26 protein-coding genes are annotated in these 23552 nt (G+C 29.1%); 3 read left to right on the top strand and 23 right to left on the bottom strand.

The annotated features are described in order from the left end of the window. Positions 1-91 precede the first annotated feature (91 nt). The 6 genes from yihA to AALI31_RS00795 all read right to left on the bottom strand — a co-directional run bounded on the left by yihA (position 92) and on the right by AALI31_RS00795 (position 6279). Entirely contained in the window at positions 92-664 is a 573-nt protein-coding gene (gene yihA / locus AALI31_RS00820) for a ribosome biogenesis GTP-binding protein YihA/YsxC (protein ID WP_489884629.1), read from the bottom strand. Between the two features lie 2 nt (positions 665-666). Then, positions 667-1920: an ATP-dependent Clp protease ATP-binding subunit ClpX gene (clpX, locus tag AALI31_RS00815; protein WP_489884628.1), complete on the bottom strand. Its 1254-nt coding sequence runs from the start codon at positions 1918-1920 to the stop codon at positions 667-669. A gap of 30 nt (positions 1921-1950) precedes the next feature. Beyond that, entirely contained in the window at positions 1951-2538 is a 588-nt protein-coding gene (gene clpP, locus AALI31_RS00810; protein WP_489884627.1) for an ATP-dependent Clp endopeptidase proteolytic subunit ClpP, read from the bottom strand. Between the two features lie 27 nt (positions 2539-2565). Beyond that, positions 2566-3867, bottom strand: a complete 1302-nt coding sequence (gene tig / locus AALI31_RS00805; protein ID WP_489884626.1) for a trigger factor — start codon at positions 3865-3867, stop codon at positions 2566-2568. Positions 3868-3935: 68 nt separating this feature from the next. Further along, positions 3936-4763, bottom strand: a complete 828-nt coding sequence (locus tag AALI31_RS00800; RefSeq protein ID WP_489884625.1) for a hypothetical protein — start codon at positions 4761-4763, stop codon at positions 3936-3938. Between the two features lie 205 nt (positions 4764-4968). Next, the gene (locus AALI31_RS00795) at positions 4969-6279 is read right to left on the bottom strand and encodes a murein hydrolase activator EnvC family protein (RefSeq protein WP_489884624.1); all 1311 of its coding nucleotides are present in this window, start codon (positions 6277-6279) and stop codon (positions 4969-4971) included. A 258-nt stretch (positions 6280-6537) separates the two neighbouring features. Between AALI31_RS00795 and AALI31_RS00790 the strand changes: the two genes are divergently transcribed. Further along, positions 6538-6717, top strand: a complete 180-nt coding sequence (locus AALI31_RS00790; RefSeq protein ID WP_005807127.1) for an alpha/beta-type small acid-soluble spore protein — start codon at positions 6538-6540, stop codon at positions 6715-6717. A 37-nt stretch (positions 6718-6754) separates the two neighbouring features. Here AALI31_RS00790 and AALI31_RS00785 read toward each other — a convergent pair whose 3' ends face one another. The 8 genes from AALI31_RS00785 to AALI31_RS00750 form a co-directional block, all read right to left on the bottom strand. Continuing rightward, on the bottom strand, positions 6755-8056 hold the full coding sequence (locus AALI31_RS00785; RefSeq protein WP_489884623.1) for a helix-turn-helix domain-containing protein: 1302 nt from the start codon (positions 8054-8056) through the stop codon (positions 6755-6757). Further along, on the bottom strand, positions 8025-9329 hold the full coding sequence (locus tag AALI31_RS00780; RefSeq protein ID WP_489884622.1) for a helix-turn-helix domain-containing protein: 1305 nt from the start codon (positions 9327-9329) through the stop codon (positions 8025-8027). The genes AALI31_RS00785 and AALI31_RS00780 overlap by 32 nt, the downstream gene beginning before the upstream one ends. A 91-nt stretch (positions 9330-9420) precedes the next feature. Then, positions 9421-9591 carry a YtxH domain-containing protein gene (locus AALI31_RS00775; RefSeq protein WP_489884621.1) on the bottom strand — a complete coding sequence of 57 codons (171 nt, stop codon included), beginning with the start codon at positions 9589-9591 and terminating at the stop codon, positions 9421-9423. An 81-nt stretch (positions 9592-9672) separates the two neighbouring features. Then, the gene (locus AALI31_RS00770; protein WP_489884620.1) at positions 9673-10746 is read right to left on the bottom strand and encodes a YkvA family protein; all 1074 of its coding nucleotides are present in this window, start codon (positions 10744-10746) and stop codon (positions 9673-9675) included. 199 nt (positions 10747-10945) lie between these two features. Beyond that, on the bottom strand, positions 10946-11635 hold the full coding sequence (locus tag AALI31_RS00765) for a rhomboid family intramembrane serine protease (protein WP_489884619.1): 690 nt from the start codon (positions 11633-11635) through the stop codon (positions 10946-10948). 36 nt (positions 11636-11671) lie between these two features. Next, positions 11672-12661, bottom strand: coding sequence for a rhomboid family intramembrane serine protease (locus tag AALI31_RS00760; protein WP_489884618.1), 990 nt, complete (start codon positions 12659-12661; stop codon positions 11672-11674). 92 nt (positions 12662-12753) lie between these two features. Then, on the bottom strand, positions 12754-13119 hold the full coding sequence (locus AALI31_RS00755; protein WP_489884617.1) for a DUF6762 family protein: 366 nt from the start codon (positions 13117-13119) through the stop codon (positions 12754-12756). 5 nt (positions 13120-13124) lie between these two features. After that, positions 13125-13994: a metal ABC transporter substrate-binding protein gene (locus AALI31_RS00750; RefSeq protein WP_489884616.1), complete on the bottom strand. Its 870-nt coding sequence runs from the start codon at positions 13992-13994 to the stop codon at positions 13125-13127. Between the two features lie 102 nt (positions 13995-14096). Here AALI31_RS00750 and AALI31_RS00745 point away from each other — a divergent pair, with 102 nt between their 5' ends. Together AALI31_RS00745 and AALI31_RS00740 are read left to right on the top strand one after the other, a co-directional pair. Next, the gene (locus tag AALI31_RS00745) at positions 14097-14762 is read left to right on the top strand and encodes a metal ABC transporter ATP-binding protein (RefSeq protein WP_489884615.1); all 666 of its coding nucleotides are present in this window, start codon (positions 14097-14099) and stop codon (positions 14760-14762) included. Then, entirely contained in the window at positions 14752-15546 is a 795-nt protein-coding gene (locus AALI31_RS00740) for a metal ABC transporter permease (protein WP_489884614.1), read from the top strand. The genes AALI31_RS00745 and AALI31_RS00740 overlap by 11 nt, the downstream gene beginning before the upstream one ends. Before the next feature lie 7 nt (positions 15547-15553). Here the strand turns inward: AALI31_RS00740 and AALI31_RS00735 are convergent, their stop codons facing one another. From AALI31_RS00735 to AALI31_RS00695, 9 genes are all read right to left on the bottom strand, one after another. Then, the gene (locus AALI31_RS00735) at positions 15554-15967 is read right to left on the bottom strand and encodes a Fur family transcriptional regulator (RefSeq protein WP_489884613.1); all 414 of its coding nucleotides are present in this window, start codon (positions 15965-15967) and stop codon (positions 15554-15556) included. A gap of 94 nt (positions 15968-16061) precedes the next feature. Beyond that, on the bottom strand, positions 16062-16616 hold the full coding sequence (locus AALI31_RS00730) for a manganese efflux pump MntP (RefSeq protein WP_489884612.1): 555 nt from the start codon (positions 16614-16616) through the stop codon (positions 16062-16064). Positions 16617-16648: 32 nt separating this feature from the next. Then, complete coding sequence (locus AALI31_RS00725; protein WP_489884611.1) at positions 16649-17587, bottom strand: ROK family protein; 939 nt, start codon at positions 17585-17587, stop codon at positions 16649-16651. Between the two features lie 966 nt (positions 17588-18553). After that, positions 18554-19438, bottom strand: coding sequence for a hypothetical protein (locus tag AALI31_RS00720; protein WP_489884610.1), 885 nt, complete (start codon positions 19436-19438; stop codon positions 18554-18556). Further along, the gene (locus AALI31_RS00715; RefSeq protein ID WP_489884609.1) at positions 19439-19630 is read right to left on the bottom strand and encodes an alpha/beta hydrolase family protein; all 192 of its coding nucleotides are present in this window, start codon (positions 19628-19630) and stop codon (positions 19439-19441) included. After that, on the bottom strand, positions 19602-19760 hold the full coding sequence (locus AALI31_RS00710) for a hypothetical protein (protein WP_489884608.1): 159 nt from the start codon (positions 19758-19760) through the stop codon (positions 19602-19604). The genes AALI31_RS00715 and AALI31_RS00710 overlap by 29 nt, the downstream gene beginning before the upstream one ends. A gap of 611 nt (positions 19761-20371) precedes the next feature. After that, positions 20372-21832 (bottom strand): sodium:solute symporter family protein, encoded by a 1461-nt coding sequence (locus tag AALI31_RS00705; RefSeq protein WP_489884607.1) that lies wholly within the window; start codon positions 21830-21832, stop codon positions 20372-20374. Positions 21833-21856: 24 nt separating this feature from the next. Next, positions 21857-22729, bottom strand: a complete 873-nt coding sequence (locus tag AALI31_RS00700) for an N-acetylneuraminate lyase (protein WP_489884606.1) — start codon at positions 22727-22729, stop codon at positions 21857-21859. Between the two features lie 23 nt (positions 22730-22752). Continuing rightward, complete coding sequence (locus AALI31_RS00695) at positions 22753-23427, bottom strand: N-acetylmannosamine-6-phosphate 2-epimerase (RefSeq protein WP_489884605.1); 675 nt, start codon at positions 23425-23427, stop codon at positions 22753-22755. Between the last annotated feature and the right edge of the window lie 125 nt (positions 23428-23552).

Genomic DNA, 23552 nt, shown 5'->3' with positions numbered 1-23552 from the left:
CCTTAAAATTTTTATTATGTAATAATTTTATGTTGTACTATATAAGGTGACACAAAAAAAGGACACATTACAATAAAATAATATGTCTTTATCAAATACCAGAAAAAACAAAATCTACTAATTCATCTCTATTTTTATTTTTTAAGGAAGAATAAAATAATACATCAGGCACTTCAAATACTTTCTTAAAAATCTCTCCATTTCTTTTAATCTCTGAAGATTTAAGCTTATCGGACTTAGTAGCAATAATAGATACATCATATCCATTGCTCCTTATCCATTCACACATCACAATATCACTCTTAATAGGATAGTGTCTCGAATCTATCAACAATATTATCTTTTTTACAACATGCCTTCCACAAAAATATCCTTCAATCATAGATTTCCATAACTTTTTTTCCTCTTTAGAAATCTTAGCATAACCATAACCTGGTAAATCAACCAAATAAATATTACGGTTTATAAGAAAAAAATTAATAGTTCTTGTTTTACCTGGAGTAGAACTTACCTTAGCTATCTTCCTTCTATTTAAAATAGAATTTATAATACTGGATTTCCCCACATTAGACCGACCAACAATAGCAACTTCATTTAAATTACATTTCGGAAAATCACTGTACCTAACCGCAGAAACCACAAATCTACTATCCCTTATAAGCATACTCATGCACTTTCTATATCGCTATCCTTATTATTTGAATATTTTATTTCAACTTTTTTACTATTTACACTCTCTTTAGTCACAACAACTTTATCTACGTTCTTCTCAGATGGTATATCATACATGACATTTATCAATATTTCCTCAACAATAGTTCTTAACCCTCTAGCACCAGTATTTTGACCTATTGCCTTATTCGCTATCTTATATAATGCTTCTTCATCAAACTCTAAATCAACATCATCATATTCAAATAGCTTCTTATATTGTTTAACAATAGCATTCTTAGGCTCCTTGAGTATACGTACCAAAGAATCAATCGTTAGTGCGTTCAAGGAAACTAATATCGGTAATCTGCCTATAAATTCTGGTATCAGTCCAAACTTCAATAAGTCTTCAGGTAGCATTTCATCGAAAAGCCTACTTAAATCCTTATCTTTTTTAGATTTTATATCTGCACCAAATCCCATAGACTGAACGTTGATCCTGTGCTCAATTATCTTCTCCATTCCATCAAAAGCCCCTCCACATATAAACAATATATTGGAAGTATTTATTTGTATAAACTCTTGATGCGGATGTTTCCTTCCACCTTGAGGAGGAACAGATGCAGTGGTACCTTCTAATATCTTAAGCAACGCTTGCTGAACTCCTTCGCCTGATACATCCCTAGTTATAGAAGGATTTTCAGATTTCCTAGCTATCTTATCTATTTCATCTATATAAATTATACCTTTCTCTGCTCTTTCTATATCGTAATCAGCATTTTGGATCAATTTCAACAATATATTTTCGACATCTTCACCTACATAGCCTGCTTCCGTTAATGTTGTAGCATCAGCTATAGCAAATGGGACATTCAAAAATCTAGCCAAAGTCTGTGCAATCAAAGTTTTACCAGAACCAGTAGGACCCAAAAGTAGTATATTACTTTTCTGAATCTCCACATTCTCATCCTTTAGAGATGAGTTAATTCTCTTATAATGATTATATATAGCCACAGAAACAAATTTTTTTGCCTGATCCTGTCCTATGACATACTGATCTAAATATTCCTTTATTTCCATAGGCTTCGGAACTTTAGATACCCCCACCTTTTGCTCCTCCACACAATCATCGGTTATTATCTCAGAACACAGATTAATACACTCATCACATATATAAACACCCGGACCTGCTATAAGCCTTTTCACCTGTTCTTGGCTTTTACCACAAAAAGAGCACTTCAATTGTTTCTTCTCATCTAACTTCGCCATAATCACACCTCACAAACAGATTAATAAAATCTATTTCACCTTCTTAGTTATAACGCTATCTATTAATCCATACTCCTTGGCTTCATCTGAGCTTAAAAAATAATCTCTCTCTACATCCATTTCTATTTGTTTTAAGGGTTTACCAGTATTTTCACTTAAAATCTTATTCAAACTATCCTTCATCTTGAGTATTCGCTTAGCATGTATATCTATATCGGTAGCTTGCCCTCTAAATCCTCCAAGAGGCTGATGTATCATTATTTCACTATTTGGTAACGCATATCTCTTACCCCTAGCTCCAGAAGACAACAAAAACGCACCCATAGATGCCGCCATACCTATACATATTGTTGAAACATCAGGTTTTATGTACTGCATAGTATCGTAAATGGCCATACCCGAAGTTATAGATCCTCCAGGACTATTTATATACAAATGTATATCTTTATCCATATCTTCACTTTCTAAGAATAACAACTGTGCAACTACTAAACTGGCAGTAACATCATTAACCTCATCACCCAAAAAAATTATACGTTCTTTTAGTAATCTAGAATAAATATCATATGAACGCTCACCTTTACTAGTCTGCTCAACAACTATAGGAACTAAAGCCATATTATTACACCCTCCCAAAAATCTATTTTATTTAAATATTCCAATACTTTCATTTAAAAGGAACTTAATAGTCTTAGAAAATATTACCTCTTGCTCTAAATATTTTTTATGAGTCTTTATAAGATTATCCTTTATCGACCTTATTTTTTCATCATCTTGGGAATATAACTGCGATAAACTCAGAGCCTTATCATGTATTTCATCCTCACTGGCATGTATATTTTCATCCATAGAAATCTTTTCTAACACTAAACTCGACAAAACCTGTTTGTTAGCCCTATCTCTAAAATTACTCCTTATATCCTCTAGTGTTATACCATAATGCTTGCAGTAATTTTCTAAAGTCACGCCCTGATACTTAATCTTAGTCTCAAAATCCTGAACAAGTTTATCTATTTCGGTTTCCACCATCGGCGCAGGAATATAAACCTCCGCACTCTCACATACCTTTTTAATAAGCTGATTCTCTAATTCGCTGTCTCTTTTATCATTGTTCTTTTTCTCAAGTTTAGTATATATATCATTCTTCAAGTCATCCAATGTGTTAAATTCTGAAAAACTCTTTGCAAAATCATCATCTATATCTGGAAGCTCCCTAATCTTTATATCATTAATCTTAACTTCAAATCTAGCTTTCTTTCCCCTAAGTTTATCGACATTATAGTCTTCAGGAAATGTTACATCTACGCAAATTTCTTCACCTTTAGACCTACCTATAAGCTGCTCCTCGAAATTATCAATAAAGGTTCCAGACCCAATAATCAAATTGTAATCTTTACCCTCTCCACCTTCAAAAATCTTACCATCCACATATCCTTTAAAATCTATAGTTACAATATCTCCGTTTTCAACTACTCCACTTTTCTTTGATAAAATTCTAGAATTTTTGCTTTGAATAGACTTCAATTCATCGTTAATATCATCTTCAGTTACTTCATACTTGACATCATCGAGCTCTATACCTCTATACTTACCAAGCTTCACATCTGGTTTAATATAAACAACAGCCCTGTACTCAAAATCCTCATTTTCATCACACTTTATAACATTAATTTCAGGATAATCAACAACTTGGATATTTTTCTCATTTATAACTTCTCTATAAGTTTTATCTATTATAAAATTAGCTGCATCACTGTAAAGAACTTCCAATCCAAACATTTTTTTAAAAACATTAAAAGGCGCCTTTCCTCTTCTAAATCCAGGAACATTATATTTAGATACACTGCTCCTAAAAACTCTCCTCAAGGCATCACAAAAACTCTCTTTATTTACTTTTATAACAAGCTCTACTCTACTGTTTTCAAGGTTATTTAACCTAACATCCATTATTAAAAATCCTCCCAAATAATAACCAAAAATGCCTACTCTTTATTTCACGAAACCTACTAAAATACTTAATTAAGGATAAAAGAAAATGTTAACAACTTTATTTCATTATTTATATTAACTTTAATACCTTCTTCTGTCAACTCTTCAAAATCAATATTTTGGCCACTGACACTTGTCATAAAATGCTTTGCATCTTGTGTATTTGAAATATCTATCCTCCATATATACTGCATATCACTTCCAAACCAAGGCAAATTACTCACATATACTATGGTATCATCTTCCAGAAATCTTGCATTTTTGCACCAAAAATATCCCTCATACCTATTAAGTATATCATCTTTATAAAAACTCATACGTGCGGAATTTGAATAGAAAAACTCTGGATCTAAGTTGAACAGATTTAAATCCTCATTTAATAAATAAACCTTTTGGGTACTTATTTCCTCAATCAATATTCTATTTTTACTTGGAGATATGTCAAATTTATAATTACCATTCAACTCATCTTGATGATCTAAATATCTGATTCCATAAGCATTTTCATAAAAAATACGTAATTTATTATCTTGATCTAGCTGCATCTCATACACTAAATATTTTCCGCCATCATTTTGTTCAGTCAAAACATCATTCTCACTACCATATAAACTTGTTCTTTCATCCATACTATCCAAGGATATATCTTCATCATTTTGTTCAAAACTTACACTTTTATTATCCTTCAATATCACCGAATAATAAATATTTTTTACATATAGATTAATTCTAGAAAAATTAATTACATAATAAACGATCATAATAAATAAAGATAGGATGATAAATAGAACAGTAAATCGTTTCCTTCGTATTTTTTTTTCATACTCTCTACTAAAAATACTTGATTTTTTCATGCATACCTCCATCGATATCAAATATTGCAAATATGTCCGAACAAATGTCACTCAAAGTTAATCCATATTTAAATTATAACCATTTTAAAATTCTTATACATATTTTTTCACTACTTTTATTTATATACAACAAAAAGGATGTTAAAAAACAACATCCTTTTTAATAAAGATTTTATGAATTTGAAAACATTATAATCAATATCTTCTATCTTGTCAAAAAGTTCAGAGGATCAAGACTCTCCCCATCCTTTCTAACTTCAAAATGCAAATGAGACCCCGTACTCAATCCAGTTGACCCCATAAATCCAACTCTTTGTCCCTGGTCAACTGCTTGTCCTTTTGACACAGAAACACCCGACATATGTGCATAAAAAGTCTGATACCCACCACCATGATTCAATATAACAACATTCCCATAAATATTATTATACCATCCAGAAAAAGCAACTTCTCCTGCTCTACTCGCTATTATAGTATCTCCTGTCTTTCCTCCAAAATCCACCCCAGTATGCATAGATCTAGTACCTCTAATTGGATGAACACGCCAACCATAATTCGACGTAATAGGTCCAGTAGACGGTCTCAAATAACCACTAGGACTGACAGTATTACTACCACCAACTGATCCCGAATTATTTATAGAATTCAAGTAATCAGATAATTGCTTCTCAAGCTGTTCATTATCCTGCTGTATCCTTATAAGTTCTTCTCTATTCCTTTTAACATCCTCGTCTAAACTATCATACTTTCTCTGATACTCATTTTCTAAATCCACTACCTTGGTAAGTTCAGATTCAAGCTCATCTTTTTTATCAACAAGCTGCGATTTTAAATCCTCAATCTCTTGCATCTGACTCTCAAGACTAGCTTTATATAAATCCAAATTTTGCATCTCTTTTTCTAAATTTTTCCTATTCTTATCTATACTATCCTTCTTTTGCTTAATCTGCTCTATCATATTTCTATCACTTTCGGTTATCTTGGACACACTATGTAATGTATCTAACGTTTCTTGCAAATCTTTATTCATATCAAATATCATAGCGAACAGTAAATCCATGCCTAAAGAGTGATTATTAGCATACTTGTAAAACTCTCTTATTCGGTTAGATAGTAAATCTTCAAGTTCTTTCAACTCTTGCTCACTCTGACTAATCTGTAAACCATATTCCTCTATACTCTTTTCTGTACTTTCCATTTGTCTTGTAACGCTATCAACTAGAGAATCCTTCTCGTCTATTTTTTTTTGATGCTCATCTATATTCTTCTTATACTCGTCTATAACACTATTTCTCTGATCTATTTCATTTTTAAGTTTTGATAACTCATCGTCTAGCACACTTTTCTCTTCCTCAATTACTGCAATAACACCTTCAACATCACTAATTCTCTGATTATTTTCCTGTATTTTCCTCTCTAACGCATCTTCAATACTAGCATGTACACAAATACCAAAAGAAGATCCAAACAACACCACCAAAGATAAAAATATACCGAGAATTATATTTTTAGACACTAGTTTTTCCCCCTAAATTTCAAAACCACGATTTTATAAAAACTTAATATATACCTAGTTCAACACTCTGTATTGTACCATAATTTTACTCAACAATCAATCTGAGATTTCAAATACTAAATTACCTTTATTTAACTGAATTTCTATTATATTTTAGGATTATAAATTATATATAAGCTTATACTAATACCAACTTGTTAACTATATGTTAATAAGTAATCAAGTAATACTTTTTTTAAAATTTGGGAGGATTATGTTATGGGTAAGTTAGTTCCAGATGCTAAAAATGGTTTAGAACAATTTAAAAGTCAAGTTGCTAATGAAATGGGAGTTCCTTTTACAGATTATAATGGCAATTTAACCTCTAAACAATGTGGTTCCGTAGGTGGAGAAATGGTTAAAAGAATGGTAGAGCAATACGAAAACGGTCTAAAATAATTCAAAAAGAGATGTGAGTTTCACATCTCTTTTTGGATTATCGTAAAATTAAATTAAAATTTTTAATTGCCCCATGTATATCATCTAATTTACAAAACATAAATCCTATATTTAAGTATTTTTCATAAAATGTATTCACATTTATCTTACTAAGAAAATGCTCACACAAATCTACATAAATACTTAATTTATTCAAATCATTTTTCGTCATATAAATAATAGCTTTATAAAAATACAATTCGTAAGTAAATTCATCATATTCATTGGTTATTGACAAATTTAATGAATATTCTATAATATCTTCTAATTCAGATATCTTCATATTCTCAATATAAAACTTAGATATTTTAACCAGAATTTTACAGATCAAATAAATATATTTTTTATCTGTAATATCCTTGAACATTAAATATAAGTTCTCACATATGTATATACACTCATTTAAGTATCCCATTTCATACAAGATAGACTTTATCTTATATAAATACCTTATTTTAGTTTCAAGATCGCATCCATTAAAAATTTCAAATACATCCTTGACATCGAAACATTTAGAATTATACTTTATGTTATACACAATATTAAAATATACAAAATCATACATATACTCAAAATTTTTTAAATTCCTTATCTCTATCAAATCTTTTAAAAGATAGAGCTTATCATAATTTCTAAGATTTATATAACAATTCATTTCGTTAACAATAATCATATCCCTATACGGTTTTAACACACTGTATTTATGAGAAAACTTTCTCAAAAACTCAAAATAATAAGATGCCATATAGTAGTCTTGCCTGACTAAAAAATATACCGCTAGATCCAAATTATAAATTATACCGTTTGAAATTCCACCTATCTTAGTAAGTGAATTAAAATAAATTGGAATTATTTCAAACATCTTATTTACGTAAACATTAGATCCATTTTTAAATATAAATTCATTAAACATGTAACTACATATCTCAAAAACTAACCCATAGGAACCCTGATTAATTGCCACATCTAAATTATATTTATATTTTTCAAATATATCCAAATCTCCAATACAAAACGAAGATATATTTTCCCATATTTGAGTAGCTATATCTTTACTTAAATATTCATAGCTTGTACCAAGTTTGTCAGCTAAAACCTTCAACGAAGCTTCATCTGCCTTAATTTTACTATTCTCTATACAACTTATTTTAGAAATTGATAAATTTTCACTACAAATATCCTTTAGTCTTATTCCCTTTTGGATTCTTAGTTTCTTTATCTTTTCACCAATAGAAAGTACTTCCATATTCTCTACAAAAAGCTTTTCACTAGAATGCAAATTTATATCCACCTTTTTCATACTGTATTTTAGCCTTCTGTATTATATCACGTGCATCCTTAAATCTTTCAATACCAACATACAGCTTATATAATTTTAAATAAAAACTTCCTGCCCTAACATACTCCCCAAACTCTGTACAAAGATCACACAACAAAAGCATAGTATTTTCTGCACACTCATAATTTTTTTCAAAAAGCAATATTTCATATTTTAGATTGTAAAATTCCGTAATATCGTGTATATTCTTACCATTAACCACATACTCGAACTTATCTAAGTAATCTCTAGCCCTAACAATGTCTCCACGTTTTAAATAAAATTTTGTAAAACTTATGTACATTTCTATTTTATCACTAAATTTATAACTTTCAATTATTGAATTAACTCTCTTTAAATGGCCTTCAACATCATCTAAATTTCCTTTTTCAATCAAATAATTTGATAAACCAATTTCTATATCCTTTCTGTCCTTCAATTCTTCAAATTCTTCAAAATGTTTTCTTGAGATAATAGAAAACTTGATAGCATTATCTAAATCATCCAACTTCATAAATTCATATGACCTTTCCATAAATACGGATCCATTATCTCTTGGACTATATGTCTTATCTAACATCTCAACAGCCTTACCTAAATAAAAATTACCTAAATCATTGTTTCCAATCATCACATAACTACGGAATGCTAAATAATAAACTTTAAATGAAACATAATTGTAATCGAGGATATTCTCATCTATTATTTTAATGATACAACTCAAATGGACTACAGCACTTATATAATTTTTACAATCTATTGAAATATAAGCTAAATATAAAAATGACTGTATAATATAATCATTTAGTGAAAATTTCAAAAAACCATTATTAGCCATTAAAATATTTTCGGTGGCACCTTCGAGATCCCCAAGACGATACATATGTATTCCTCTTATAAAGTATATCTTATACTTAATCTGCTCTAAATTATATTTGTTAACTATATCTGACATTTCAAGTAAAAATTGATCGACACCGTTACTATCTTTATTCAATAAATTACAGAAAGCCATATTTTCATAATATGTACAAATTTTCACAGCTTGAGTTTGTTCAGACTCCAATAAGTATTCCATAGAAGTTTTTAAATTTTTCGATATATATTCCAAAAGTTCCATACTTGGATTAGATTTTCCAGATTCTACAAGACTTAATTGACCTGTTGTAACTCTACTCCCAGCTAAATCTTTAAGTGTCATGCCTAATTCTTTACGTTTTTTTCTGATTTTTTCACCGATAGAAAGTACCTTCATATTTCTAATTCCCTTTTTACAAAATAAAGATTTAAATTAAAATAAATAATATTTGCTTTCTCAAAAGGAGGCTCCAATTTAGAGCCTCCTTTTACATAATCCTATACATAAAACCTGTTATTTCCTTGACAATTTTCGATTTAGCCTTTTTCCCTTTCTTAAAAATTCTATTTTTAAGACAATGTCTATCACTTGGTATAGTCATAGATATAGCTGCTCCAACAATAGCACCTGCTGTGGTTGCAATAACAAAATTTTTCATGATAACCCCCAAAATTAAATTATAATGGAGATATTATTTGTGAAATTATAAATTTTATTCTTATTTACTAAATCAACAATCTTACTTTATAAATTTTTCTAACACTGAATACACTCTATTTATCTTATCTAAACCCATAAACTGACTAAAGACATCAAAAATATCAATTAAAAAGTTAAGAGTATCCTCGCTACCATCAAAGTGGTATTTTATTACTTTTTTATCTACACAAGAAAAAATTTTACTCAAGGTAAATATAATCAGTAGTCCCTCATCTAATTTATTAAGTAATGGAAACTTTTTATTTATTCCACCAAATGGATTCAATAAACATGACAAAGTAAAAACCAAAAGTAACTTTTCTGTTCTTCTAACTCTCTTATCCTTCAATAATCTATACGCCAAAACGCCTACATCTGGTAATAGAAATATTACTTTACCTAATAATTCATTTTCATTATTTTTAAACCTAATGCCATATATCCTACTTCTAACTCTTGAATACTGTTGAAAGTGTTTTTCATATCCATAATCAAAATCCCTACAATCATGCTCTGCTCTAAAGTCGTCATTAAACTTCTCGCAAATATTCTGAGACTCCGAAATTAACTTCTTATCGTTATTTACCAAATTCGTATTCAAACTATTATCATATAAATCATTATCTTTACGATTCTTGCGTTTCGTAGTTTCTAAAAGTTTATTCATATTTAAATCCACATTATTAACCAATACATTTATACTCTCACTAGTTATTTGTATATCTTTCACGTTCAAGCTTAAGAAATTCAAATTAAATTTTTCAAATATGACACGCAAATCAATTTGTATTTGAGATTCATTCCAAACAACGCCTGGAATATTAGACTTGCTTAAAATCATTTTTATTAAAATATTTACCGGTACTAGACTTATGGGTATATTCATAGCCTTTATTTTTTTCACTGAAATGGATACAATGCCATCTTCTAATCTATCTATTTCGAGTCCAATACTTAGAGTACCAAATGACTTATATTTAATCCGATTTATTAAAATCATATCGTCTCGTAACTGTATATCAGAAATAGTTATACAATCTATTCTCACAAAATCATCTATAAAAGACTGAATACTTTCAGGTCCTAACTTTATCCCCACTTGTAAAAGATTCAAAATTACCACTCCTTAAAACTTTAAATACTTCAAACAAGTTTAGTTATAAACAATCCAAATAATGTATATTAAACGATTATATAAATACTTTCAGTAAAAATCATAGCACAAAAATCTACTTTATTAAAGATGATTAGTTACTGTATTACACATAAATTTTCAAAAAATATGAGTAAGAAATCACCAATTCTAAAATTTCCTACTCTCTCAAAGCTTTAGTATCTAATATAAATATGACAAATACACCTACTAAGTAAGATAATATAAATTGTAATATATTATAAAAGTAAACCATATAGGCCACAAAAAACCCTATAAACGTTAGTGCTATGTAAATGTACATATCCATATTTACAATAAATCTCTTAAACCTATAAGAAAAGTATATACACATACCAATTAAGAAAGAAACTATAGTAAAAGATCCACAATAAACAACATCTGGATATAAAAACAAGTATACATTACTAAATAAAACTACGCTCAAAAGATAACAAACCAATATCACTTTTCTATTTACATATTTTTCTATAAAAAACCCACAAAAAACTATAATGAACACTGTGTTTATCAAATCCCATATATTCCTATGTACAAATATATTAAAAACAATTGACAAAAACTTACCGTTCAAAATCTCATTTCCAGTCGATACCTCGATTAAATTGATATCAGTTAAAGCTAAATCTGTTATACTATCATGCCCATAAGCACATATGAAATACACGGTTATGTATACCAATATTAAAGTCAAGCTAAACCAAGGAAATACTCTACTCTTCTTAAAATTTCTTCTTCGAGATAAATTTTTAACAATTTTATCTTTACTAACTTCAATAGTATCAGAACTATTCTTCAAATCTTCATGTAAATTCCCTTTACCAATCATAAATACTTCCTTTATTTATTTTAAATTTTTATCGTATTAACCCTTCAATAAATCCATAACTCTCATAAATACTATACCAAAAACAAACGATGCTAAACTTCCAAAATTATCTATATTATTTAAAAACATACTATTTAAAATGTTTATACCTATAAAGGAGAACATAAAAATAAAGAATAATCTATTTACTTTGTTTTTATATTTAAATGCTAAAATAAATAATGCTCCCATTGTGGCATAATTTATTACGTAAAGACCAACCCCAAACACATTTGAAAAATTAAATAGGTAGCTTGTAGAATTTCCTACAAACATCCCCAAAACCACAAGAATTACATATCCAAGTTTAGTAATATTCTTTTCAATAATGCTTCCTGTGAAAAACAAAGTTATTACCCCAACTATCAGTTGTACAAAATTTTTATGTAAAAATGAAGCCATAAATATCCTATTATACTCTCCTGACCTTATCAGAATATCCATTTTTGCTCCAGCCCAAACCAAAACCTCATCACGTATATATATCAAATTTCCATTAATAGCACCAATCACAAAATAAACTAGTATGGTAAACAAAACCAAAAATACAGTTATGTAGTTATTTTTATACCTTTCTTTACCCTTCTTGTCTCTCTTGACTACACTCTCTAAAACATTTAATAAACCAAGGCTATGTACATTGAAACTTTTTATCTCTCCTGTAGATCTCTCTATAAAAATTGCCTCTTCATAAACTTCAGTTTGAAAATAAGTACTCTCAATTTCACTCAAATTCGAAACAATAAATATGTTTATCAAACTATATTTAATTCCCTTTGAAGTTAAGAAATTGTGTATGTATCTATTAATATTTATATACGAATTTAAATTCACAAAGCTCACGCATAATATAAACTCTTTGTCTTCCCTAATATAAACCTCTATATCACCAAAACTATCTTTTGAACGTATTGTATATTTCGAAAAATTAAACTCTTTCTCAATAACGCCTATTATCCTATTCTTTATATCTCGAAACACTTCCACAATAACCACCTAAAATAAAACTACCTAACTAAAGTTGGAATTAAGACAAACTTTAACCAGGTAGCCATGATTGCTAATTATATAACAACTTATTAATCATTACAATAAATTTTAACTACTTTCCTCATAAATAATTCAAGTATATTATCTACAATATTCTTTACGCAATTTTCACTATCGCATTTAATCTCAATTGTAAAAGTAGGATAATATTCATCATTCTTCGGAGAAACATCCACCCCTAAATTCTCAAAATCTTCATAAGGAAACTCCTCAATCATTTTATGAAACTCATCATCTGTAAAATCTTGTTCTAGTCTTAAAACTAAAAAGATCGTACCATTCTCTTCATAGAATTCCTTTATATTTTCAAAACATTCATCGACTTTAAGCTTTATACCCTCTTCTAAAAATTTTCCTTCTTTCCTATGTATCAAAACAATATTATTAAAATTCACAATTTTTACCTCAATCCATCGTAAATCGAGCTTAACAACTTCTCATATTCAGTAAAAAAGTCCCCACTCTTCTCTAAATTATTTACAATTTTATAGTTCACACCAGTTTCATTTGAAATTACCTCAAGCTCTTTATTTGAATCATACTCATCACCAATAATTAATTTGATGCCCTTAGACCTTATAACATCGATTACTGTTTCTATATCTTTAGGATTAGCTTCTCCATGATTATTAACACCATATATACTGCTATTTATCAAATCAAAATCTCGTGCTAAATACCCATAAGAAGCATGGTTACTTACAAATTCCCTGCTCACTAAACCATTAAAATCATTACTATACGTATCGTAAATAAAATCAGCTCTATTTATAAAATCATTATAGTTTTTGTTATAAAACTCTTCATTCGATGGATCTAATTCCACTAATTTGTTTAAAACATTTTCCGCCATTACTTTATATTCCTTCAAACTTAACCAAACATGAGGATCATACGTGTGTTGATCCTGATCGTGGTTGTGTTCTTCATTAACCTCAATCAATTCTACACCATCTGTAGTTTTAACAAATTTCTCATTATCATTTGAAAATTCCAGCACCTTATCATCCAATCCAAGACCATTATAAAAAACCACATCTGAATCTTCTATTTTTTTTATATCCTCAGGTTTTACTTCAAAACTATGAGAAGAAGAATTAAAATTTAAAGAATGTGTATCAACCTTATCTTGTGCTATATACTTAACGAGATTTTGATTAGGATTGAAGGTAGTCACTACCTTCAAGATACCACTATCAGAACTGCTTGTACACGAACTTAAAAAAACCATGGCAAATATAATTAAAAATTTTTTATAAAAATTCCTCACCTAAGTAATTCCTCCCTGGATTTATATGTTTTTATTGCAAACGAATCGCATTAAGCTTATAATACATATAAAAATATTGTGTGTCAACAACGAGGTTTTATTATGTTAGGTGCTATAGATATAAATAAAATTAATGATGATAAAATTTTATTTAGCAATAAAATAATTGAGATAAATAATTTGTCCTTCAAATTCGATAACGGTAAGGACCTTTTTAAAAACATTAACTTCTCATTAGATGCAGGTGACTTTGCATGTATCTTTGGTAAAAATGGAAGTGGCAAAAGTACATTACTTAAACTCATACTGAATTTAATAGAAAATACTGAATCAAAAATAAAAATAAATACAAACAGCATTTCTTATATTCCTCAGTCGATTAATTTTAATAAAGATTTCCCAATTACAGTTAAAGAGTTCTTAAAATATAACTCGAAGGAACTAAAGGTACCCTTTGCTCATGCTAAGGCTCTAATCGAAAAATATGATTTATCTAGTTGTTTAAATTTGCTTATAGGGAAATTATCTGGAGGACAATTACAAAAGCTTATGCTCGTACGCTCATTATTAAGAGATATAACTTTGCTAATTGTGGATGAACCAACGAACAATTTGGATGAAGAGAGTAAAATTGTGATTTATGATAATTTAAAGGAGCTTAATGATCAAAACATAACTATACTTGTAGTTGAACATAACAAAGACCTTGCAGTCAAATATTCAAATAAAGTATTTCATATTAGTGAAGGTAAATTAAGTGCTATTTAAATATGAATTTTTACGAAATGCTTTTATTGCAGGTTTATTTATATCTATAATTTGTCCATTCATAGGTACCTTTATAGTCTTGAAACGTTATTCATACATTAGTGATACACTCTCTCATGCATCATTTGCGGGAGTTGCACTTTCATATGTTTTGGGTGTAAACTCTCTAGTAATATCTGTTGGATACACGATAGTATGTGCTATCCTGATTGAATATTTAAGGAAATATTATAAAAATTTTTCAGAAATTTCACTTTCAATAATACTAACTTTGAGCCTTGGAATTGCAATAATTATATCAAGTAGTGGGGCAACTAACATAAATATAGAGAGCATTATATTTGGAAGCATACTAACTCTTAACAAATCGGATCTTATCTTTATAATTTGTACGAGCATATTGGTAATTATATTTTTAATCATATATTATAAAAAATTTACTCTTGTTATATTGGATGAAGATTTTGCAACTATCTCAAGATTTAACAATTGCTTTTTCAATACTCTTTTTTCTATTTTACTAAGTGCTACCATATCTGCATCTATAAAAGTTGTCGGACTGTTAGTCGTATCATCAATAATGATAATTCCTGTTGCGACTTCACTTAGATTTAAATGTGGAACAGAGAGAACCATAGTATTTTCTATAGCATTTGGTATCATATCGGTATTTATCGGATTGCTATTATCGTATTTTTTCAATGCAGCTCCAGGAGGAACAATTTCTTTAACATCCATTTTTATACTAATAGTCTGTCTTATAATAACAAAAAACAAGAACTAAAACTAATTTAGTTCTTGTTTTTGCATTCATAACACACACCAGATATATACATACTGTGCCTAGTTGAAGTGAAACCCGTGTTCGATTCTATATAATGATTGAGTATATTAAATGGACAATCTATTTCTACTATCTTTTTACAAAGATTGCAGCTTAATCTATGTACATGAGTCGTTATAGAAATCCTATATCCACTTATCCTATCATTATTAATTACCTTATATAGAATGTTTTTGGATACAAACTTCTCACATATTCTATAAATCGTTGATAAATTAACATCAAAATTATTTTCCTTGCAAATATCATAGATCTCCGATACATTCAAGATCTTATCATTACTCCTAAATATATTAAGAACGATACTCCTTGGTTTTGTTATTTTTAGACCAGCCTTATTTAAAATTTCCGTATTTTCCATAACAACTACCTCTAAACACCTAAATAAAAACATAAAACCCAAGAAATTAACGAAGATAAAACTTGTTAAATCTCAACATAATTATACTACAATTTCATGAAAAAATCATTCTAAGTCCAAAAATTATAAGTATTGCACCACCTAAAAAATCTGCGTATCTAGATACGAAACTTAATCTTCTGAGACGCAAAGATAATAAAACTGCAAAGACACAAAGCATTAGAGTAATAACACCAACCAGCAACGTATTTAAAAATATTAATTTAAACGTATATAAATTATACGCTGTGAATCCTACAACTAAAGCATCTATACTAACAGATATACCAAGAGTTATATATAAATTATCAAACAAACCTTTGTTTAAACATTCTTCTTGACTATCGTCATCCAAAAAAGCTTCTCTAAGCATCATAATCCCTACAATCAAAATTACGATCCCACCAATAACCTTTGGAATAGTTAATATGTGCGAATTAAAAAAATCTCCAAATATACCTCCTATAAATGAAAACAAAAACTGAAAAAAACCAAAGCTTAAACAAAAAGCTATCAATTGTTTAAATCTGTATTTATTAGAAAAACCAAGACTCAACGAAACACCAAAAGCATCTAATGCCAATGCTATGGGAATTAAAAAAATAGCCAATATTTAAACCTCCAAGAACATATTTTCAACCTCTATACTACCCCAATATGCGAAAAAATATTAAATGCTGCTCCAAGTACGCCAGCGTCATTTAATAAAGATGCTTGTATTATTTTAGTATTCCTAGAATGTACTCCAGTAATATATTTTTTAAAATTATTGTTTATTTCACTAAAAAACCTTTCGCCTTGAGCAGATATTCCTCCACCTATTATGACCATTTGAGGATCTAATATTTCACATATATTTGCAATTCCATATGCTATATAATCTAAAAATTCCTCATATACCTTTGTTGCAATACTATCTCCCTTATAATACAAATCAACTATATACTCACCTGAATAATTTTCTTTAACATCTAATCCATTCCAAACAAGCTGTTCTCTATACATTTTTACTAGAGCGGAAATTGAGGCGTAACTTTCATAGCATCCTTTTTTCCCACATGTACATTCTGCTCCATCTCTTATTATAACACAATGTCCAATTTCTCCAGCAGAAAAACTTGAACCCCTGTAAATCTTGCCGTCTATGACAATTGCTCCTCCTATCCCAGTTCCAATTGTCATACACAAAAAATTACTTACTCCCCTGCCACTACCCATCCACATTTCACCTAATGCAGCACAATTTACATCATTATCTACGAAAATATGTAGACCGAGATTTTCACTTACTGCCAATGTAAAATCTGTTCCTGAGTACCCTGGTATATTATCTGTAGCATATATAATTTTACCTTGATCTATATCTACTTGACCTGCAGTTGAAATACCCAAACATTTTATATCAAATTTATTTTTAAAGTTTAGAACAGTATCGATTATAACCTTAGGTATTGTTTTATTTCCTGGATATCCAGGAGTTTTAATTTTATCTTTTAGATGTATGTCCCCTTTGTTATCAATTATAGCATACTTTATATAAGTACCTCCGATATCAAAAGACATACAAAATTGTGTATTCATATTGCAAGTACCTCCTGTTTTTAATGAATTTTAATCCAATGTATATTTTAAATTAATAAATTATATGTAGGAGGATATTTTATAATGATAAAATATCCTTATATAATTCAAAATTAAAGTTTTAACTATTCTTATTGATTTAATGATTATTAGATTTTTCACGAATTACTCAAATTAATTATACCAAATATGACTCTCCATTATTTTATATCTTTCCATATATGTCTATAATCTTTGGTATTTTAAAAACGATGCAGTAAAATTCTACTATAATTGTAGCTTAAAACTCAACATCATAAATAAAACGGAATACATCATTATATCTCAGTACGGTAACTTGACCTTTTTTAATTAGGCGTACATAGTGATAATGTGAGCCTTCTTTATTGATTTATGTACCCAACCATCTTTCCTGCTATCTCATTAACTCTATTTGATTTGGTTTCTCTATCAAATATTTTATTCATAGTATTATACCTTCTCTTTCCATCCAAATTTTTGTACTACATATCGTCTCCTACCATAGTAGCACATTTTTTCTAACTCTACTTTTAGACAAAATAAAAAGCACTATTTAATCTACATAGTGCTTAGAATACCTATCAATCTCTTCTTTATTTAAATTGTATTTGCCAATTACTTTATAACTCTAATCTCTTTTTCATCTACTCCAAACTCTCTACCAATTTCCTAATACCTTCCTCTATTCCTTCAAGCTTCCCTTTATACCTTTGACTATATTCCCTCTGCCTTGCCTTCCTCAAAGTTCTCCTGTGCTATCTCTCTTCCCTTCATCATTAAATTCCTATACTTACTCTGACATGTACCGTAAAAATCTTTATTTTTGACTCAATACCAATTTCTTACATCTCTTTTAAAGTCTTATTCCAATGCTATATAGAAAAATACATTGTGAAACTTCTTCTATACCATTGAATAATCTTAACTATATGTAATTAAACAACTCTATACTATAACTACTTTTTTACACAGTGTCCAATGACTATTAAATAATTTTTTCTTAATTTCATTCCACGTAGCGGTGTATTGTATGATATCGCTACTATTTTCTATAGCAGTCTTTATTATAAAATCCATCTCCTCTAGTGAATGATTTGTTATCCATGTACTCAATTCATCGACTATTTCCTTTTGATAAATCGTAAGCGAGCCATAAACTGTATCATCAATACCATCATGTACTGGCAGTTGTTTGCTATTTCCTGAATATCTTTCTAATAATAAAATTAATTTTTCTGTACCCTTTAATGTTCTACTCTTCATTTCTTTTAAATATGGCATACTATCGTAGTTACCAGTTACAGTCGGAGAGGAGTGACTTCCTTTAGCAGTAGTTGGACCATCATCAACTACATTGATTGTTATCAATTTATCACTGTAAGGTAATTCTCCTTGTATATGGTTATTTTCAAAAGAAGCTTTACTAATAACTATTTCATCAGGATTAGCCATTTCCTCGAATGTCGAACTTAATATACCAGGATAATTTTTTGGTAAACTTGCATTAAATCCTTTTGGTAAAGTTCCGTCATTATCTTCGTAAGTATATCTATGAGTAATTTGGTCAATAGGTACAAGAATATCAGACGTAAAATGGAGCATAACAAGTGGATTACTAATGGTCTTTGCCATACTAATTGGAGAAACTGCTTCCCACCTAGAGTAATTATCACTGATTATATTATTGATAGGCTGAAACGATTTTGATACCATACCCTGTATTGGCATTGTAAAATTAAATAAACCTGAATTTCTATTTATTTCATCACAAGCAGGGAAATATTGATAGAAGTTAAAATAAGCATTTGCAATGGAAGCAACTACACCCATTTAAAGTCCATTCAACATAAGCGTTGTATATCCTCCAGCACTTCCTCCAACAATTGCAATCCTTTGTTTATCTATACCATCTAAATTTCTAAGAGTATATAACGCAGCATTATTGAATACCAAATCATCCGTTTCGAGTACTCCATTATACTCACCTTTAAAATTATATGGTGCAGCCCGCAGCCCATCCATTTCTTATGTACGAAATAAAATCTATCGTATTTTCTTCTATCTCATAATGTGGTACATATATCAAAGGAATATCTCCATCAACATTAGTAGGCTTATATATAGCAATTTCTCTTGCGTCTATTACTTCCATCCTCTTTAATATATTTAATATTCATAAGTTCTTTAGTGAACTCATTATCTGACAATGTTTCTATTGCAAAAGCACCCTGTAATGTAAATGTTGTAAACAATTCATCTCCAAATATAGATTTAACCTTTAAAACAGCTGATATCCCAAATACTACAACAAAAATTAGTACAAACGAAACATACTTTAATATTTATTTTACAAATTTACTCATTTATCTTTCAACCTCTTTATAAAAATACAGCTTTCATGACTTGTGGAACAATGAATTGTCCTAATATCCATGCAATTGCAATAATAACTATAAGTGTTATTATCGTTATCTTTTTTTTTTGATTAAAAATGCTCTTACCTTATTCATTTTTATAAAATTTTCCTTTCGAAATTATTTATTATGAAATCTATTAACATCTAAAATCGTATCTAACTTCTTCAACTAACAAAATATTGCAATAATATCCATATATGTATATATTTACAGAACATATGATAATTAATACTAATTACTTACACCAATACAGAATACATGTTCCTCATTAACTGCATAAATCAAACAGGATATATTTAATAGCATAATTTCGATCTATATATACTGATAACAATAAAAATTAATACTACTCTTCGATATAAGTAAACTTACTTACTAATACTCCAATTGCAACAGTTACAACTATTGTAATTAAGGAATAGGACCAAATTGAAATATCAAAATTTAAAAATTTATATCTTAACAATAAAATGACTATAGTTGCCGTAATAAACCCAAAATAAGCTCCCACTTTTGTAGCTTTTTTATATAAAATTCCAAGTACAAATATACCTGCCAAAACTCCCAATACAGCACCAACAAATCCGTTAAACCACTCATAAGCTGACTTTATTTCACTACTAGCTAAAATCATAGCGACTATAATAGAGATTATTCCAACTATTAATGACACCACTTGAGCAATTTTTGTTTGCCTCTTAAAACTAAGATTTGTTGTTATAAAATTTTGTATATCTAACGTCCAACTCGTAGCAACCGAATTTAATCCTGTTGATAATGTAGATTGTGAAGCAGCATATATTGCAGCAAGAAGTATTCCTGTAATTCCACTAGGTAACTGATACGCAATAAAAGATGCATATATTTGATCTTGTTGTGCTAATACCAATAAATTTGGATTTTGGTTATAAAATACAAATAATGCTGTTCCGATTAAATAAAAAAGTGTTGCTACAAAAACTGATAAAATTCCGTTTGCATAAGTCATTTTAGTTAATTGTTTCATATCAGTTGTAGTAGTAAATCTTTGAACAACATCTTGACTAGATATATAAGAAGAGAACGTATTCAATCCTCCACCGATCACTATCATAAATATACTTGTATTTAATATGTTATAGTCAAATATTACATCATTACTCGATAAGAACTTCCCTTGATAAAATAATTTACTAAATATTTCTGATAACCCACCATTAATATTAAGAATTATAAATACTAATGTACCTACCACTCCAACAATCAAAACAACCCCTTGTATAAAATCAGTCCACAAAACGGACTTTATTCCTCCTGCATAAGAATATATAATAGCTATTATTCCCATCAATATAATGAAAACGTTAATATTAACATCAGACAACTTATATAAAACCATGGATGGTAAATACATTATTATAGACATCCGTCCTATTTGATATATTATAAAAATTAAAGCACCTATAATTCTCAAACCCTTACTATTATACCTTAACTCCAAGTAATGATACGCAGTATCAATTTTTAATCTGCTAAATACGGGCAAGAAAAACCTTATTGTAAGAGGTATTGCTATAAATATCCCAAGTTGTGCGAACCAGAGTTCCCACGTTCCACTATAAGAATTACCTGCAAGAGATAAAAACGAAATTGGACTCAATAGAGTTGCAAAAATGGAAACCGAAGTCACCCACCAAGGTATGGTACCATCACCTTTAAAATATTCTTTACCTTGCATATCCTTTTTAGAAAAATACAAACCAACAAATAGAACTGCTAACAAATATACAATTAAAACTACAAAATCTATTGAAGAAAATCCTAACATTCTCAAAATCCCCCTCATAAAAATTTATGAAACAAAGTACTTCAAAAATATTTCCTTCGCCCTCAATTTCATTTCATCACTAGGTTCTTTAAAAGGTTTTCTACAATATCCAGCATCTATCTTAAATTCTTGTAAGATCAGTTTTATGGTCTGATATATACCATTATCTAAAATCTCCGTTATCAAATCATTAGTTATATGTTGAATATCTCTTGCTTCTTTTATATTATTTTCATTAAACAACTCTAACATCTTCCTTACTCTAATTCCATTTATATTAAACGTTGACCCTATAGCACCGTCAACTCCTAAGGATAATGCAGGTAAGAACATCTCATCAAATCCAGAAAATATAATCTTATCTTTAAATTTTTTTCTAATTCTCTCAAGTAAGTAAAAATCCGCATTAGTTAATTTAACACCTATTATATTTTTATTTTCAAACAGCTCTCCAAAATTGTCTAAATTCATACTAACACCAGTGAGTGCTGGAATAGAATAAACTATCATTTTATTCCCAGATTTATCCACTATCTCATCATAATAATTCTTTATTTCTTCAAAGTCGAATTTGTAATAAAATGGAGTAACAGCACTTAAACACTCATAGCCAATACTTGTAGTATATCTAGCAAGCTCTATAGATTCTCTAATATTAACTGAACCAACTTGAGCAATTAAATTTATTCTATCTCCAACCTCATCCTTTACTATATGGAATATCTTTTTTTTCTCATCAGTAGAAAGCATAAAATTTTCTCCTGTACTTCCACATACATAGAGTCCATCAACCTTCATCGTTTCTATATTATGATTTATTATCTCTCTTAAACCGTTTTCATTAATACTCCCCTCTCTATCAAAAGGAGTTAATAATGCTGAATATATCCCTTTCATCTAAATGTCCTCCAAAAACAAATCTAACGATTCTTTTTTATAACATCAATAAACTTCTGCGCGATCAGTTGAGGTCTAGTTATTGCCGAACCTACTACTGCGGAATGTACACCTAACTTATAAACTTCTTCTAAATCCTCTGGAGTATCTATTCTACCCTCCGCTATTACAGGAACTCTTAAATCTCTTACAATATTCTTTATCAGCTGAAAATCAGGACCGTTAATTTTTTCTGTATACTCAGTGTATCCAGATAGTGTAGTTGACACACAATCAACTCCAAGACTTGCTGCACACAATGCCTCTTCATAATTAGAAATATCTGCCATCACAAGTATACCTCTATCCTTTATATACCTAATTAAATCCTCTAAACTTTCATTATTCGGTCTTCTTCTCTTTGTACAATCTAACGCAATCATTTCACAACTAGTACTTAATAATTCATCAATTTCCAGTTTTGTAGGTGTTATGTAAACAGAAGAGTTGGGATAATTCCTTTTAACAATACCTATAACAGGCAACTTAGTAACTGACTTTATTTCAACTATGTCGTTAAATCCCTGAGCTCTAATACCAACTGCACCCACCATTTCTGAAGCTTTGGCCATTCTTCCCATTATAAAGGAACTAAAAAGAGGCTCATCCTCAAGTGCTTGACAAGATACAACTAATCCACCTTTTATTCTCTCTAACATACACATACATCTCCTCAAAAATTACCTATACAAAAATTCTAAATCTTATTTTAATCTTTTACATTACATATTTATTACAATAAACAAATAATAGTAAATATCAATTAATTTTAAATTTTTCACTA

This window comes from Anisomitus miae (SeqCode) (assembly GCF_054906395.1).
Note: the sequence above shows the minus strand (reverse complement) of the source record. Positions and strands in the feature narration are given on the sequence as shown.